General features: G+C 73.0%; 11 protein-coding genes. 4 read left to right on the top strand and 7 right to left on the bottom strand.

Annotated elements, in window-relative coordinates; translation table 11 throughout:
- Positions 1 to 1,177, bottom strand: a 1,177-nt coding sequence (locus EOINJALH_RS02825) for a DUF805 domain-containing protein (RefSeq protein WP_144289827.1), incomplete at its 3' end; no start/stop codon positions are given.
- A 138-nt stretch (positions 1,178 to 1,315) separates the two neighbouring features.
- On the opposite strand from EOINJALH_RS02825, the gene EOINJALH_RS02830 reads away from it, so the two are divergent.
- Positions 1,316 to 3,286 (top strand): bifunctional 2',3'-cyclic-nucleotide 2'-phosphodiesterase/3'-nucleotidase, encoded by a 1,971-nt coding sequence (locus tag EOINJALH_RS02830; protein WP_088278798.1) that lies wholly within the window; start codon positions 1,316 to 1,318, stop codon positions 3,284 to 3,286.
- Here EOINJALH_RS02830 and EOINJALH_RS02835 read toward each other — a convergent pair.
- Positions 3,268 to 4,320: an NAD-dependent epimerase/dehydratase family protein gene (locus EOINJALH_RS02835; protein ID WP_199873132.1), complete on the bottom strand. Its 1,053-nt coding sequence runs from the start codon at positions 4,318 to 4,320 to the stop codon at positions 3,268 to 3,270. The genes EOINJALH_RS02830 and EOINJALH_RS02835 overlap by 19 nt on opposite strands.
- A 129-nt stretch (positions 4,321 to 4,449) precedes the next feature.
- Here EOINJALH_RS02835 and EOINJALH_RS02840 point away from each other — a divergent pair, with 129 nt between their 5' ends.
- Positions 4,450 to 5,649 (top strand): diguanylate cyclase, encoded by a 1,200-nt coding sequence (locus EOINJALH_RS02840; protein WP_158219632.1) that lies wholly within the window; start codon positions 4,450 to 4,452, stop codon positions 5,647 to 5,649.
- A gap of 145 nt (positions 5,650 to 5,794) precedes the next feature.
- Here the strand turns inward: EOINJALH_RS02840 and sbcB are convergent, their stop codons facing one another.
- The 5 genes from sbcB to EOINJALH_RS02865 form a co-directional block, all read right to left on the bottom strand.
- A complete protein-coding gene (gene sbcB, locus EOINJALH_RS02845; protein ID WP_088278800.1) occupies positions 5,795 to 7,228 on the bottom strand; it encodes an exodeoxyribonuclease I in 1,434 nt (477 codons plus the stop codon).
- A 15-nt stretch (positions 7,229 to 7,243) separates the two neighbouring features.
- Positions 7,244 to 8,131 carry a DNA ligase gene (locus EOINJALH_RS02850; RefSeq protein ID WP_088278801.1) on the bottom strand — a complete coding sequence of 296 codons (888 nt, stop codon included), beginning with the start codon at positions 8,129 to 8,131 and terminating at the stop codon, positions 7,244 to 7,246.
- Positions 8,132 to 8,285: 154 nt separating this feature from the next.
- A complete protein-coding gene (locus EOINJALH_RS02855; protein WP_088278802.1) occupies positions 8,286 to 8,966 on the bottom strand; it encodes a DUF6781 family protein in 681 nt (226 codons plus the stop codon).
- A gap of 71 nt (positions 8,967 to 9,037) precedes the next feature.
- Complete coding sequence (locus tag EOINJALH_RS02860; protein ID WP_088278803.1) at positions 9,038 to 11,329, bottom strand: carbohydrate binding family 9 domain-containing protein; 2,292 nt, start codon at positions 11,327 to 11,329, stop codon at positions 9,038 to 9,040.
- A 230-nt stretch (positions 11,330 to 11,559) separates the two neighbouring features.
- The gene (locus EOINJALH_RS02865; RefSeq protein ID WP_088278804.1) at positions 11,560 to 12,774 is read right to left on the bottom strand and encodes an MFS transporter; all 1,215 of its coding nucleotides are present in this window, start codon (positions 12,772 to 12,774) and stop codon (positions 11,560 to 11,562) included.
- Between the two features lie 151 nt (positions 12,775 to 12,925).
- Here EOINJALH_RS02865 and EOINJALH_RS02870 point away from each other — a divergent pair, with 151 nt between their 5' ends.
- Entirely contained in the window at positions 12,926 to 13,816 is an 891-nt protein-coding gene (locus tag EOINJALH_RS02870) for a hypothetical protein (protein ID WP_199873133.1), read from the top strand.
- 152 nt (positions 13,817 to 13,968) lie between these two features.
- Positions 13,969 to 15,153, top strand: coding sequence for a choice-of-anchor X domain-containing protein (locus EOINJALH_RS02875; protein ID WP_144289828.1), 1,185 nt, complete (start codon positions 13,969 to 13,971; stop codon positions 15,151 to 15,153).
- The last annotated feature ends 105 nt before the right edge of the window (positions 15,154 to 15,258 follow it).

The following is a 15,258-nucleotide window of genomic DNA, read 5'->3' on the forward strand; positions in this document are numbered from 1 at the left end:
CCCACCCCCAGCTGCCCCCCGCCGACACGGCGAAGGCCTTGTGCGCGGTGGCGGGCAGGTAGTCGCGCTCGAAGCCGGCCCGCGCCTCGGCATTGGGCAGGCCCGCGACACCCGCCGACATCGTCGGCGGCCCGCCCGAGGGAGGGTTCGCGGCTCGCCCCGGCGCGTCGCCAGCGTCCGGATCGCCGAGCGTCAGGCCCGGTGCGCCCGACTCGAACGAGGTCCAGATCGAGCGCCCTCCGACGACCAGGGCCAGGCCCAGGGCCAGCACACCCGCCGCGCCCAGCAACGGCTGGCCATCGCGCGGTGGCGCGCCGTGCGCGTTGTCGCCGCGCGTGCCGGGCCAGACCGCCAGCAGCACGCCGGCCAACTGTCCGAGCCACGGCACCATCAGCCCCAGGCTCCACCAACCGCTGCGGTTCACGTCGTGCAACCGCAGCACGGTCAGGCGCAGCGAGAACACCGCCACAGCAACCATCACCAAAGTGAACACGCCCAGCCTGCCGCCACTGGGGGCGCGCAAGACCCACCCAGTGAGCAGCACCACCGCGGCGAGCAAGGCGGCACTGACGCCCAGGTAGCCACCCCGCCCGACGCGCCCGCGCCACCCCAGGCCCCACAACGAGGGCGCCTCGTCGCCATGGGCCGCGCCGTGGCCGAGCGGCGCGAGCCCGCGGCGGGCCCGCGCCTCATCCAGGCGTTGTGCGCGGGACTGCTGCGCCGCCTCGAGCTTGGCCGCGATGCCCATCGGCATGTCGGTCGCGCAGGCGCGGCACAAGATGCGCCTGGACTGAACCTCACCGCAGTTCGGGCAGGTGATCTGCTCGACGTCGGGCGGGGCCGCGGTCGCGGGTGCCGGTACCGCGACCGGGGCCGGCCTCGACGCCGAGGCGGCCACGGCCGGCATCGGCATGCCGGCTTGGTCGCGCTCGATGTGCACGAGCGCGCCGAGCGTGGCGAGCTGCGCCGCATGACGCTCGGCATCGGCCGCCGACAGGCCGCTGCGAAGGACCACGCGGCTGCCCGAGAAGAGCTGTTGCAGACGGCCGCCCTCGGCACGCAACGCCGCGCCCACCTGGCGCATCACGTCGTCGCGGGCGTGGCCCGCGACCAGTTCGCCCCGGAACACAAGGCGGACGGTGGAGGGTGTCGTGGGTGTCGTGGGTGTCGTGACCATGTGTCCGACATGTTAGCCCGCCGAACGGTGCGTCGCCAAGGCTGCCTGGTCGCAAACGCCGCCCACCGCCTGCCACGACACCGAGTCGCCTCACTGCTACCCTGCATGCTTCGCCGCTGCACACGCTCCCGGATCGCCATGACGCAGACACCCGCCCGCGCCCTCGTCCGCCCGCCAGCCCGGCACGCCGCCGCGCGGGCCGCCTGCCTTTGCCTGTTCTTGTGCCTGGCCCTGCCGCTGCGCGCCGCCGAGCTGAGGCTGCGACTGCTCGAGACCACCGACGTGCACATGAACCTGGTCAATTACGACTACTACCAGGACAAGTCCACCGACGAGTACGGGCTGGCCAAGACCGTCACGCTGATCAAGGCGGCGCGGGCCGAGGCGAAGAACAGCCTGCTGTTCGACAACGGCGACCTGATCCAGGGCAGCCCGCTGGGCGACTTCGTCGCGCGCGTCAGGCCGCTGCCCGCCGGGCAGGTGCACCCGGCCTACAAGGTGCTGAACCGCCTGGGCGTGGACGCCGCCAACATCGGCAACCACGAGTTCAACTACGGCCTGCCCTTCCTGCGGCAGGCCATCGCCGGGGCGAATTTCCCCTACGTCAGCGCCAACGTCTACCTCGACGAGCCCGGCGTGGCGCCGGCCGACGCCAAGCATGCCTTCACGCCCTACGTGATCCTCGAGCGCACCTTCGTCGACGAGGCCGGCGCCACGCACACGCTGAAGGTCGGCGTGATCGGCTTCGTGCCGCCGCAGATCATGATGTGGGACCGCCAGCACCTGCTCGGACGGGTGACCGCGCGCGACATCCTCGACACCGCCCGGCGCCTCGTGCCCGAGATGAAGGCCAAGGGGGCGCAGCTGGTGGTGGCCATCCCGCACTCGGGCTTCGAGCGCGGCGAGACCGTGGGCTTTGCCGAGAACTCGGTGGCGCGGCTGGCCGAGGTGCCGGGCATCGACGCCATCCTGTTCGGCCACTCGCACGGTGAATTCCCAGGCCGCTTCTTTGCCGGCCACCCGAAGGTGGACCTGGCGCGCGGCACCATCAACGGCGTGCCGGCGGTGATGCCGGGCCGCTGGGGCGACCACCTCGGCGTGATCGACCTGCACCTGGACAACGCCTCGGGCGAGTGGAAGGTGGTGCACAGCCGCGCCGAGATCCGCCCGATCACCGACCGCGCCACGCGCAAGCCCCTGGTCGATGCCGACCCGATGGTGGCCGAGGCCATCGCCGCCGAGCACGCCGGCACGCTGGCCTACGTGCGGGCCGAGGTGGCACAGACCAGCGCGCCGATCATCAGCTACTTCGCGCAGGTGGCCGATGACCCGTCGGTGCAGGTGGTGTCGCAGGCGCAACTGGCCTATGCCAAGCGGGCGCTGCAGGGCACCGAGTTCGAAGCGCTGCCGCTGCTGTCGGCCGCCGCGCCCTTCAAGGCCGGCGGCCGCCAGGGCTGGAACTACTACACCGACATCCCCGCCGGGCCGGTGGCCATCCGCAACATCGCCGACCTGTACATCTACCCCAACACGGTGAAGGCGGTGCGCCTGACCGGCGCGCAGGTGCGCGAATGGCTGGAGATGTCGGCCGGGCAGTTCAACCGAATCGACCCCGCCGGCCCGCCGGTGCAGGACCTGGTGAACGAGTCGTTCCGCACCTACAACTTCGACACGATCGACGGTGTGAGCTACCGCATCGACGTCACCCGGCCGGCCCGCTACAGCCGCGACGGCAAGCTCGTCGCGCCGGGCTCGCGCCGCATCGTCGACCTGCGGCACGGCGGCCAGCCGATCGACGAGCAGGCGCGCTTCATCGTCGTCACCAACAACTACCGCGCTTCGGGCGGCGGCAGCTTCCCGGGGCTGGACGGCAGCAACATCGTGATGGATGCGCCGGACGAGAACCGCGAGGCGCTGGCGCAGTACCTGGCCGGCATGAAGCGCATCGATCCCTCGGCCGACGGCAACTGGCGCCTGCTGCCGGTGCCGGGCATCCAGCTGCGCTTCCTGTCGGGCGCAGCGGGAGTCGCTCACCTGTCGCGCTATCCCGGCATCCGGCTGGTGAAGGACAACGGCGACGGCTCGGCGCTTTACGAATTGGCCGACTGACCGGCTGGCGGAGCACCCGACGCCGAGACGGCCGACGCGCAGCGGGCCAGCACCTCGACCTCGCGCTCGGGCGACAGGCCGGCCTTGTCGAACACCTGCTGCGCCGGCGGCAGGGTGCGCCACCAGGCCAGTGTGTCGACCACGGTTTCGGCCAGCGGGCGCAGGCGCAGGCCGGCCGACAAGGCCTTCGTGCTGTCCACGTCCATGAAGGCGCCGTGCTCGCCGTCGGCCGGCAGCCACAACGGCATCTCGACCCAGGGCCTGACGCCCTCGCGCGCCAGCACGTCCGCGTGGGCCCAGGCGATGGGCGCGGACGCGCCGGCCGCGGCGGCGCAGGCTTGCAGCAGGGCCCCCATGGTGGTGAAGCCCGGCGGCGCCACGGCATTGAAGGCACCGCGCAGTCCGTCGTCGAGGGCCCGCAGCACGAAGGCCGCCAGGTCGCGTGCATCGATGAACTGGATCGGGCGCGACGGCTCGCCCGGCGCCAGCACCGGCGCCCCATCGAGCGCCGCGCGGGCCAGTCGTGCCGGCCACCAGGTGAAGCGCTGGGTGGGGTCGTGCGGCCCCACCACCAGGCCGGGGCGGATGCACAGCGCGCGGCCGCCCAGCCGAGCCTGCAGCACGCGCTCGCAGGCGGCCTTCAACGGGCCGTAAGTGCGGCCGTCGACGACCTCGGTGTCCTCGTCGTCGATGCGGCCCAGCGGGGCCTGCTCGTCGTTCGGCCGGGTCGCGCTGGCGTAGGCCGAGACGCTGGACACGAAGGCATAACAACCGATGCGACCGTCCAGCGCATCGGCCATGCGGGCCACCTCGGACGGCAGGTAGCCGCAGGTGTCTACCACCGCGTCCCAGCGGCCCTCGGCCAGCGCCGACAGGTCGCCGCGCCGGTCGCCGGCACGCCATTGCACGCCGGCCGGCAATGCCGCGGCGGTGCGGCCGCGATTGAACAGCGTGACCTCGTCGCCGCGGGCCAGCGCGGCGTCCACCAGGTGGCGGCCCACGAACTGGGTGCCGCCGACGACGAGCAGTTTCATGGCGCAAGGATAAGGTCGACCGCCTCCCCCCCGGAGTGGATGCCCACCTGAACGATGTCACGGCCGTGGCCTTTGCCGTGCAGGACGGCGTCGGTAAGATGGGCCGCCCGTGGTTTCGGGCGCCCTGGCATGGACCCGACCACCGTCATCCTCATCCTCGCGCTGCACCTGGTCTGCTCCGGTGGCCTGATGTTCCTCATCGGCCGCAACATGCCGGGCAGCGGGCTGGGGCCGTGGGCCGCCGGCGCGGTGCTGTTCGGCGTGGCCTACATCGGCCGGCTGGCCTTCGGGCTGGACGCCACCAGCGTGCTGGTCCTGCTGCTCGATCTGTCCATGGTGCTGGCGGCCCTGCTGTTCATCCGCGGGCTGCGCACCTTCTTCGGCCGGCCGACCCTGCAGTCGCGCTGGTACCTGGGGCTGCTGCTGGCCTTTGCGGCAACGCACGTCGTCGCGGTGGACATCGGCGGTGCGCAGGGCCGCCACATGGTGCTCAACTTCGCGCTGGGCCTGGTGTACGGCGGCCTGGCGGTGAGCGCACTGCTCGAGGTGCGCCGCCAGGTGCCGCAGCAGCGGCCCTCGCTGTGGCTGCTGGGCGTGCTGATGAGCGGCCAGTCGCTGCTCACGCTGACGCGCGTGGTCGACATCGGCAGCCATGGGGTCGGCGCGCTGTACACCGGCATGACGGCCCTGCTGTTCTACGGCTATTCATCGCTCACGGCCCTGCTGCTGGCGCTGAACCTGCTGTGGATGGTGTTCGTCAAGCTCAACGGCCGCCTGGCCGAGATGGCCACCCGCGACGCGCTGACCGGCACGCTCAACCGCAACGGGCTGACCGCCGCGCTGGATGCCCATTTTTCGCGTCGCGATGCCGGTGCGCTGGTGCTGATGGTGGCCGACCTCGACCACTTCAAGCGCATCAACGACCGCTGGGGCCATGCCGCCGGCGACCACGTGCTGCAGGCCGTGGCGGGCGTGCTGACGCACAACCTGCGAGGCGCCGACTTCGTGGCCCGCATGGGCGGCGAAGAGTTCCTGATCGGCTGCGCGCCGCTGGACGACACGGCCGCGCTGCACCTGGCCGAGCGGCTGCGCGGGGCCGTGGCGGCGCTGGACCTGCGCGCCACCGACGGCACTCCGATGCCTTGCACGGTGAGCATCGGCGTGTCGCGGCCGGCGTCGCAGCGGGCCGACTGCGAGGCCGCCATCCACGAAGCCGACCACGCGCTCTACCACGCCAAGTCGGCCGGCCGGAACCTGGTGCAGGCGGCCCATGCGCTGGGCGCCGTGCTCGGCCCGGCAGCGCCGGGGCCCGCCCCGGCCTCGGCCTGATCCTCGTCGCCGGACCGCCGTCGCCAAGGAAGGGCAGCGACGGCCATGCCCAGCTCAGGCCGGGGCTCACCGGCTTGAGCCGGCTCAGGCCCGGGGCACACCAGATCGAGCCGGCTCAGGCCGGGGCACACCAGATCGAGCCGGCTCAGGCCGGCTCGGGGGCGATGGCCTCGGCCCAGTCGTACAGCTCGCCCAGGATCTGCTGGCCGCGCTCGTCCGCCGCCTCGCTGAGCGCGTCGATGCGCTCGAAGAACTGCGCCAGGCTCAGGCCGCCGCCGGCGCCCTCGTGCAGCCGCTCGCTGCAGTGCCGGTGCCAGCGCGCGCGCTCGTCGTCGCGCAGCGTGTCGGGGAAGTTGCGCGCGCGGTAGCGGAAGAGCAGTTCCTCCAGCCGCGCGTCGGCGAAGCCCGGGCGCTTGTCGGCCAGTTGCGCCGGCGTCAGCCCGCGCAGGCGGTCGAGCACGCGGCGGTCGTCGTGGCCCAGGAAGCCGCCGTACAGGTCTTCGTCCACATCGGCCGCCAGCACCGGGGCGGGCCGTTGGTAGACCTCGGCCCAGAGGCCCGACAGTGCGGCGCTGGCCTGGCGCGCCGCATCGACATGGCGCAGCGCGGCCGCGACATCCAGCCCCCAACGCTCGGCCTGGGCGTCCGAGAGGGTCTTGAGCTGGCCGATGACGACCGGGGACTTGTTGACGTGGAGGCCCTTGATCGGCAGGCGGGTGGTGCCCTCGGGCAGCTCGTCGCTGCGCACGAACAGGCGCGCGCGGATGGCGTCGGCGTCCAGCCCCAGCAGTTCGGACGGGTCGGCCGACAGGTCCCACACCAGCAACTCGTTCTTGTTCGTGGGGTGCGGCGCCAGTGGCCACACCACGCCCAGGCAGCCGCGCTCGACCGGGTACATGCCCGAGACGTGCAGGAAGGGCCGGTCGGCGCCGATCTGCTGCCACACCGCGTCCTTGCGCCGCAGCGCCAGGCAGAAGTCGAACAGCTTGCGGTGGCGCTCGCGCAGCAGGCGCGCCAGCGCCACCGTGGCGCGCACGTCGGACAGCGCGTCGTGCGCGGCCGCGTGGGCCAGGCCGTTGGCGGCCGTCAGGTGCTCGAGCTTGAACGACACGCGGCCGTCGTCGTGCCGCGGCCACTCCAGACCGTCGGGCCGCAGCGCGTAGGCGCAACGCACCACGTCGAGCAGATCCCATCGGCCGCAGCCGTTCTGCCACTCGCGTGCGTAGGGGTCGATCAGGTTGCGCCAGAACAGGTGGCGGGTGACCTCGTCGTCGAAGCGGATGGTGTTGTAGCCCACGCCCACGGTGCCGGGCTGGGCCAGCGCCTGCTCGATCTGCGCCGCGAAGGCGTGCTCGGGCAGCCCGTGCGCCGCGCAGTGCTGCGGCGTGATGCCGGTGAGCAGGCAGGCCTCGGGATCGGGCAGCAGGTCGGTGGGCGGCTGGCAGTGCAGCATCAGCGGCTCGCCGATCTCGCGCAGTTCGCCATCGGTGCGCACGCCGGCAAACTGCGCCGGCCGGTCGCGGCGCGGCACCCGACCGAAGGTCTCGTAGTCGTGCCAGAAGAAGGTGGTGTCGCTCATGGTCGTCACGATACGTCAGAAGGTGGGCGCCACGCGCAGCAGGCTGGCGAAGCGCGGAAGGCCGTGGCCGGTGAAGCCGCGGTGGGTGTAGGTGATGCGGGTGCCGGGCGGCGGCGGCGCGCGGCGCTGGGCGGCCGACAGGCCGGTGCCGATGTCGAACTCGCGACCGTCGTCGGCGCGCACCCGCAGCGCCCCCGCCAGCCCGGCCAGCGCGCCCCGGCCGGGCTGGTGGCCGAGCACCACCGCCTCGGCGTCGGCCAGCGGCTTGAGCTTGCGCAGCAGGCCGTTGCGGCCGGGGGCCCAGGGCGCGTCGGCACGGTGCAGCATCAGGCCCTCGCCGCCGTCGCGCAGCACCTCGTCGAGGCGGCCGCGCAGCGCAGCGGCATCGGCCACCGGCTGCTGCGCCACCGCCTGCAGCGGCGCCCAGTCGGTGCGGGCGACGATCCGGCGCAGGCGGTCGGCCCGCTGCGCGAAGGGGCCGGGGGCGCCCGGCAGCTCGAACACGAGGTAGCGCAGGTCGGCCCAGTCGGCGGCCGCGGGCGTGGCGCGGCGCACCAGGCCCGACAGCGCCTCGAAGCGCCCGCGGCCCAGCCACAGCTCGCCATCGAGCGGCTCCTGCGGCAGCCGCGCCAGGAAGGCCGGCGGCGCGGGCACCTCGCGGCCGCTGCGAAAGCGCAGGCGCCGGCCATCCCACAGCGCGCGCACACCGTCGAACTTCTCGCTCGCCAGCCAGCCGGCGGGGTCGTCGCCCGGGCTCCAGTCGCGGGCCAGGGGCATCGGCGGCGGCTCGGGCGCGCGCACCGGCGCGGCACGGCCATCGACGGCCGGACACAGCACAGAGGCCGCGCCCAGCAGCAGGCGGCGTCGGCCGGAGCAAGAGGGGTGATCAGGGGGCGTCGACATCGGGTGTCCTCGAACGGCCGCTGAGATCGGCCTCGGACACGAGCATCGGCGAACCCCGTCCGCCGCGCGACCCGCTGAAGGGGGAACACCCCCCTCCGGGTGGGTCGGCGCGCCGTGGGCGGTCAGCGCAGCGGGCGCCTGCCCGCCAGGACGCTCACTTCTTGCGTGCGGGGGCCTTGGCGGCGCTGCCGCCCTGGCGCAGGGCGTCGGACATGCCGATCAGCACGCCGCTGACCAGCGCGGTGTAGCTCTCGGCCAGGGTCTGCGCGGCCTTGATGCTGGCGGCGCGGGTCTCGCGCATCGCCGACTGCATCTGGGTGGCCATGTCCTCGACGGTGCCGGTGGCCTTGGCGCCGGTGCGCGTGCCCGACACGTTGAACTTCTCGAGCACCTGGGCCCACGGGCCGGCCAGCGGCTCGCCAGCGCCGGCGGCGGCCTTCTTGACGGCGGCCAGCATGGTGTCTTCCATCTTCTCGAGGTCGGTGAGCGCCTTCTTGAGCTGGGTCTCGCGCAGCGAGACGCCCTGCTCCACCAGGCGCTCCAGCGCCATGCGGTTGGCCTCGACGGCCTTCAGCAGCGCGTCGTCCATGCCGGCCACCGCGGTGTCGAGCATGGTTTCCATCTGCGCGGCGGCGCCGGACTGAGCCGCGCCCACGTTGGCCGCCTGGGTGACCTGGCCGACGACGCCACGGATGTTCTTGAGGCTGAGCTCACGGCCCTGCAGCGCCTGCAGCGTGGCGTCGTGGACGGCCTTGCGAAGCTGCTCGGTGCCCTTGGCGCTGGCCTGGGCGAACTGGTCGATCATGGCCTGCTGGTCGAACAGGGGCTTGGACATGGAAGTCTCCTCGTGGTGTCGGGTGGTGGGGGGGAAACGGAACGCCCGGACTGTGCCACGGCCTCGGCGAATCAGAAAGCAAAAGCGCCGTGCAGATCGTCGGCATCCACCTGAAGCTTGACGAAGATCTCATTGCCGCGTGACACCGCCGCCACACCCTGCCGCGAACGGCTGGCGCCGACATAGAGCACGCTGCCGGCCGAGCGTCGCCAGGCCCAGGTCAGCGAGCCGACGGTGCCGGTATCGGCCAGCGCCGCGACGCCGGGCTCGGCCAGGCGGTCGATCGAGGTGCGCTGCACGATGGCGCGCAGCGTCTGCTGCGGGTTGAAGTGCCAGACGGCCAGCACCTGCGCGGCGGTTTCGCGGTAGGTGCGCCGGCCATCGCGCTCGAGCCAGGCCGTCGAGACGCTGGGCTCGAACTCCAGCCGTGCCAGCGGTCGGGTGGTCAGCGTCAGGCTGGCATCGCCGCCGGGCCGCACTGCGTTGGCCTGCACGTCCGCCAGCCGGCCCAGCCGGCCGCTGGCCGTGAGGAAGGGGATCCAGGCCGCCGGCGTCACGGTGAGCTCGGACTTCCAATAGTGCTGATTCAGCAGCGGCGCGTCGGGCGCGGTGCGCAGCTTGTGGTTGCCGTGCCAGCCGATCGACCATTCGAAGTTGTGCGCGCCGGTCATCCACAGGCCGGCGTAGAGGTCGCGGCTGACCAGCAGGCCGTCGCGGCGCGTGCGGGCCTGGTTGGCGTGGAGGTTGACCCACAGCTCGTTCAGCGGGCCGACCTGCTGCCACCCGAACGCGTAGGCCGATTCCAGCCGCCGCACGCCGACCTGGTTGACGAAGCCAGTGTCGTGGCGGAAGCCCTCGCTGGCGTCGTCGAGCAGCAGCGATGCGTCGCGGTTGTCGCCGATCCAGTTGACGCGCAGCACCGCGCGGTGGCCGCGCTGAATCGGCCCGTGTCGAAGCTCGCCGGCGGCGTCGGGCAGCGCGCTGGTCTCCGAGCCCAGCCACTGCGCGCGCATGCGCCAGGCTCGATCGATCTGCCAGGCCAGGTCGGGGCCGATGACCTGGTTGCTGCCGCGATCGTCGGCATAGCGGCGCGACACCGCCAGGCCACCCATTTGCAGCCCACCGGTGTCGACCAGGGCCCGCGCCACCAGCGAGCGCGACGCCGGCTGCCCGACCGCGTCGGTGCCGAAGGCGCCCGGCAGCAGCACCAGGCCGCCGCCACGGTCGTCGATGGCGAAGGCGCTGCCCGACAGGCGCTGGCCGCGCCAGGTGCTGCGCAGACCCCAGCGCGGCTCGGTGAAGCTGCGCGTGTACAGCGCCTCGGTGGGGCTGCGCAGCAGGTCGCTCGACTCGAAGAAGAAGGGCCGCTTCTCGGGGAAGGACAGCGCAAAGCTCGTGTTGCCGGCGAGCTGCGGCACATCGAGCGCCACCTGCGAGAAATCGGGGTTCAGCGTGGCGTCGATCACCCACTCGGGACGCGGGCGCCATTTCAGGTCGAGCGTGGCGTCGACCGTGCGCTCGCGCTGCCGCGCGCCGCCGGGCGGCGTCTGGCCGGACTGGCGCCAGGTGAGGCTGGGCCGCAGCGTGAGGAACTGGTGCTGCTCGGGCAGTTCCACCCCCTGCAGCGGCTGCAGCGTGGCGATGAAGCTGGGCGCGTCGCGCGGGATCAGCACCGAGGTGGCCATGGAGAACTGCTCGCGCGGCATGCGACGGGCCACCATCACCCGCCAGGCGGGGCGGCCTTCGTCCGAGAAGCGCAGCGACGCGAACGGGATCCGCAGCACCGCCGTCCAGCCCTGCGCGTCGCGTGCCGTGGCGGCGTCGAAGTCGAAGTCGGGCGCGAAGTCCTCGCTGTCGTCGGCGGCGGTGTGCATGCCGTCGGCCGTGCTGCCCGCGGCATTGACACGGAAGAACTGGGCCGACTGGCGCTGGCCGATGGCGTCGAGGTAGACCACGACGAAGTCCTGCGTGCGGTTGACGCCGTCGTGCCGCACCAGCGGCGCGCGGATCAGCGACGGCTGCGGGTCGAGCGCGCGCACGCCCACGTACAGCGCGCGCTCGTCGAACAGCACCTGCACCCGCGTGGCCTGCCGGGGCACCGCGCCCAGGTCGGGCACCTTCTCGACGAAGGCCTCGTGCACCGGCGCCCGCTGCCAGGCCGGGTGCGACAGCGTGCCGTCGAGGTGGAGGTGCTCGCCGGGCCGCAAGCGTGTGGCGACCAGCGCGGCGCCTTCGGTCGGCGCCTGCCCCGCCGAGACGGCCGGCACCTCGACCGCCTGGGCCCGGGCCGGGCCGGCCGCCCCCATCGCCGCCACGGCGAGCCACTGCGACAGCAACACGGCAAACAGGCGATTGGGGCGCATCGGCGGACGGAGGCAAGTCGAATGGCGCCGCATTGTGCACGGCGCTGCGCGCCCGGCAGCGCATTTTCCGGCACCACGCCGGTGTGCGGCGCGGCCACCACACGCCCCCGACGAGGGATGTCGTTCCCGCAGCGCATCGTGCAGGCAGCGTCGCGGTCGACCACCGGGCTGACAGGCCATCGACGCGTCCAGCGGGCCCGCGCCGGGACGGCCGCCCGACCGCGCCAGCGTCAGCGCAGGCTGCGGCGCAGCAGGAAGAACGCGATCGCGCCGTTGAGCAGGTTCCAGGCGATGCCGTTGACGAACGCGGCCTGGTAGCTGCCGGTGAGGTCGAACACCTTGCCCGACATCCACCCGCCCAGTGCCATGCCGAACAGCGTGCACATCAGCACCGTGCCCACGCGCGCGCCGGCCTCGGCCGGCGGGAAATGCTCGCGCACGATGATCGCGTACGAGGGCACGATGCCGCCCTGGAACAGGCCGAACATCGCCGAGATGACGTACAGCGACACCAGCCCGTCGAAGGGCAGGAACAGCAGCAGGGCCACGCCCTGCAGCACCGAGCCGAGCAGCAGCGTGCGGATGCCGCCGATGCGGTCGCAGATGGCGCCCGACACCAGGCGGCTGACGATGCCCGCGCCCAGCATCAGGCTCAGCATCTCGGCACCGCGCGCCGCGCCGTAGCCCAGGTCGCCGCAGTAGGCCACGATGTGCACCTGCGGCATCGCCATGGCCACGCAGCAGGCCACGCCGGCCACGCACAACAGGCCCTGGGCCTGGTTCATCGACAGGCCGAAGGGCCGCTCCGACGGCAGCACCGCGCGCCCCCGCGCCGGCGCCGCCACGGCCGCCGGCGGGCGCGGCCGCATCAGCAGCGCCAGCAGGGCCATGCTCAGGCCGCAGAACACGCCCAGCCCGATGTAGGTCTGGCGCCAGCCGACGGTGGACACGAAGTGCTGCACGATCGGCGGCCACACCGCGCCGGCCACGTAGTTGCCGCTGGCGCACACCGCCACGGCGATGCCACGGCGCTTGACGAACCACATCGACGTGTCGGCCACCAGCGGCGCAAAGCTGGCCGAACTGCCCAGCAGCCCGATCAGCAGACCGTGCAGCACCGCGAACTCGAGGATGCCGCCGGCGTAGCCGCACAGGACGAAGCCTGCACCCAGGCTGGCGGCGCCGATGAACAGCGGCAACATGACGCCGTGGCGGTCGGCCAGCCGGCCCATCAGCACGCCGCCCAGGCCGAAGCCGATCATCAGCAGGGTGTAGGGCAGCGAGGCATCGGCGCGCGCCACGCCGAACTCGGCCTGCACTGCCGGCAGCGTCACCGACACCACGTACATGCCGCAGCTGCCGATGGTCATCAGCAGCAGCGTCACCGCCAGGCGCATCGAGGCATAGCGCGAGTCGGCAGCGTGCTGGACGGGAGAGGCGGTCATCGGTGGCGGGAGGCAGGGGTCGGCGGCCGGCCAGCATAGCGGCCGGCCCGACGGCGGCGTGTCGCCTGCGCGCGATGTTCGGGAAAACTCCGGGGGCAGCGCAAAGCGCCGGCGCGATCATCCGCATTCCAAACGTCCCGGGAGGAAGACCATGACGCTGTTCCGACGACTCGCGCTGTGGGGCACGGCCCTGGCCACGCTGGGCATTGCCGGCGTGGTGGCGCACGCCACCAACTACTCGCTCTGGATCAACGGCCGCACCGGCGGCGGGCAGGTCGGCAACCACGCCGACTTCCGCTACTGGGGCCCGGCCGCTACCGCCGCCGGCGTGAACAAGAAGTCGGTCAACTGGGACGGCTATAACCGCATCTCCACCACCAACGGCGGCATCCGCGACGCGCTCGACTGCTACTGCACCGGCCCCAACTGGTGCTACATCGCGGCCCATTCGGCGGGCAACCTGCAGATCGGCTACGCGCTGGCGCTGTACGGCAGTTCGTCGCGGCTGAAGAAGAACGCCACGCCCAACGCATCGGGCCAGTGCGGCAACAGCGACGGCAGTTCGCAGGTCGGCTGGAACATCAAGTGGGTGGACGTGGCCGGCGGCGCCGGCGGCGGCAGCGAACTGGCCGATGCCGGCGACTGGGCCCTGACCGAGCCGCTGGTGTCCGACCTGAAGACCAGCAGCGCCCGCGCGCTGTACAACCACAACGCCACCGGCGGCCGCTGGTTCTACATGTTCGCCGGGTCCAAGGGCACGCTGTACTCCTTCGTGCTGCCGGGGCAGGACGACGAGGCCATCGCCTACCACTCCAGCGGCGGCGTGTCGGGGGCCAGCGGCGCCTCGTTCTGCAACCCGGCCGACTGGCTGTGCAACGACCTCACGCTGGGCAGCGCCGCCAACCAGGGCGGTCGTGCGAAATGGAGCTTCCATTCGGTGGCCTTCCGCGACGACGCCGAGGCGCTGAACCACTACACCAACGGCAACTGGGGCGGCATCGTCTCCCGGGTGCGCGCCGACATGGCCGCCAACGCCCTGTGATCCGCCGCGGTCCGGCGCCCGGGTCGCCGCGCCCGGGGCGCCGGGCCTGGCGCGCCGGCGGCCCTGGCCGTCGCCCCTCCCGCCACCGCGCCGGTCGACGCCGCGTTCGGGGCAGCCTGCGGCCCGGCCTGGCGGCCGCGCTGGCGGTGGTGGTGGCCACCGCCTGGTGGCTGCGATCGCCGGGCGACCCCTCTGCCGCCACGCCCGCGCCGGGAGTGCAGCGGCCGCAGGCCCTGGCCGCCGCGCCCACGGCCCCGCCATCCAAGGCCCCCATCGCCGCGGCATCGGCGGCCTCGTCGGCAAGGCCGCTCAGCGCATTGGGCGAGGCCCAGCGGCGCGAGCAACTCGCGCTGTGGCAAGGCCGCCTCGTGCGGGCCCGGGCCACGCTGGAGGCCTACCAGATCGCGGCGCGCTACCCGCACGAATCGCGCCCGATCGAGGAACACCCCGACCAGGTGCGCCCCTTCGCCCCCATCGCCGAAGACCGCGCACTGCGCATGCCCGGCGGTGCGCCCACCCAGGGCGTGCACCTGCGCACGACGCAGGAGCGCGTGTTCGCGGCCGGCCTGGAGTCGTCGCGCATCACGCTCACCCTGCAGGACGACAACGGCCGCCCGCTGCCGCTGCGCGTGCTGCGCGCGGTGCAGAAGGAGGTGACGCCGCCCGAGCGCCCGCCCACCACGCGCGAATTCGCGATACCCATCAACGACAGCGGCACGCAGGGCGACGCGCAGGCCGGCGACGGCGTCTTCACCGCGGTGATGCAGCCCGGCACGCAGGGCTTCGCCGGGTTCGCCGGCACGGTGCGGCTGGAACTGCACCTCGAGTACGCCGGCCAGCCTGGCTTCATCTACTTCGACCTCGTCTACAGCCCCGAGCAGGCCGCCACCTGGCTGCCGGGCGTGCGCGAGGTGCTGGCCAACGGCTCGCTCGAGTTGTTCGTCAAGGCGCAGGTGGCGCTGCCGGGCCGCTACGTGGTCAGCGGCCGCATCGACGATGCCGAAGGCAAGCCCCTGGCCCTGGCCACCTTCAATGGCGAGGTGCCGGCCGGCGTGGCCGAGTTCAAGCTGCCGGTGTTCGGCCTGCTGATCCGCGAGAAGCGCCCCACCTTCCCGCTGGTGCTGCGCGATGTGGAGGCCTTCCTGCTGAAGCCCGACACCTTCCCTGATCGGGTGATGCTGCCGCGCCTGGCCGGCACGGTGCACACCACGCGCAGCCACCCGCTGGCGGCCTTCTCGGACGCCACCTGGTCGAGCGAGGAGCGCGACCGTTACCTGGCCGAACTGGGCCGAGACCTGGCCCAGGCCGAGGACAAGGTGCGCGAGTTCGGCCCCTGACCCGGCAGGCCCTGCCGTCGCCGCCGATCGCGGCACACTCGTCCCCTGCCACCGCACGACGCGGTACCCCTTGCCCAACCGGCCCCACCGATGCCCGCCACCCCC

The sequence above is a fragment of the Ideonella sp. A 288 genome (assembly GCF_002198735.1).
Taxonomy (GTDB): Bacteria; Pseudomonadota; Gammaproteobacteria; order Burkholderiales; family Burkholderiaceae_C; genus Pseudaquabacterium.

Excerpts from the sequence above, each read along its gene's own strand:
- EOINJALH_RS02865 (WP_088278804.1), bottom strand. The coding sequence starts at position 12,774 with ATGACCGCCTCTCCCGTCCAGCACGCTGCCGACTCGCGCTATGCCTCG.
- EOINJALH_RS02860 (WP_088278803.1), bottom strand. The coding sequence starts at position 11,329 with ATGCGCCCCAATCGCCTGTTTGCCGTGTTGCTGTCGCAGTGGCTCGCC.
- EOINJALH_RS02855 (WP_088278802.1), bottom strand. The coding sequence starts at position 8,966 with ATGTCCAAGCCCCTGTTCGACCAGCAGGCCATGATCGACCAGTTCGCC.
- EOINJALH_RS02830 (WP_088278798.1), top strand. The coding sequence starts at position 1,316 with ATGACGCAGACACCCGCCCGCGCCCTCGTCCGCCCGCCAGCCCGGCAC.
- EOINJALH_RS02840 (WP_158219632.1), top strand. The coding sequence starts at position 4,450 with ATGGACCCGACCACCGTCATCCTCATCCTCGCGCTGCACCTGGTCTGC.
- EOINJALH_RS02870 (WP_199873133.1), top strand. The coding sequence starts at position 12,926 with ATGACGCTGTTCCGACGACTCGCGCTGTGGGGCACGGCCCTGGCCACG.
- sbcB (WP_088278800.1), bottom strand. The coding sequence starts at position 7,228 with ATGAGCGACACCACCTTCTTCTGGCACGACTACGAGACCTTCGGTCGG.
- EOINJALH_RS02835 (WP_199873132.1), bottom strand. The coding sequence starts at position 4,320 with ATGAAACTGCTCGTCGTCGGCGGCACCCAGTTCGTGGGCCGCCACCTG.
- EOINJALH_RS02850 (WP_088278801.1), bottom strand. The coding sequence starts at position 8,131 with ATGTCGACGCCCCCTGATCACCCCTCTTGCTCCGGCCGACGCCGCCTG.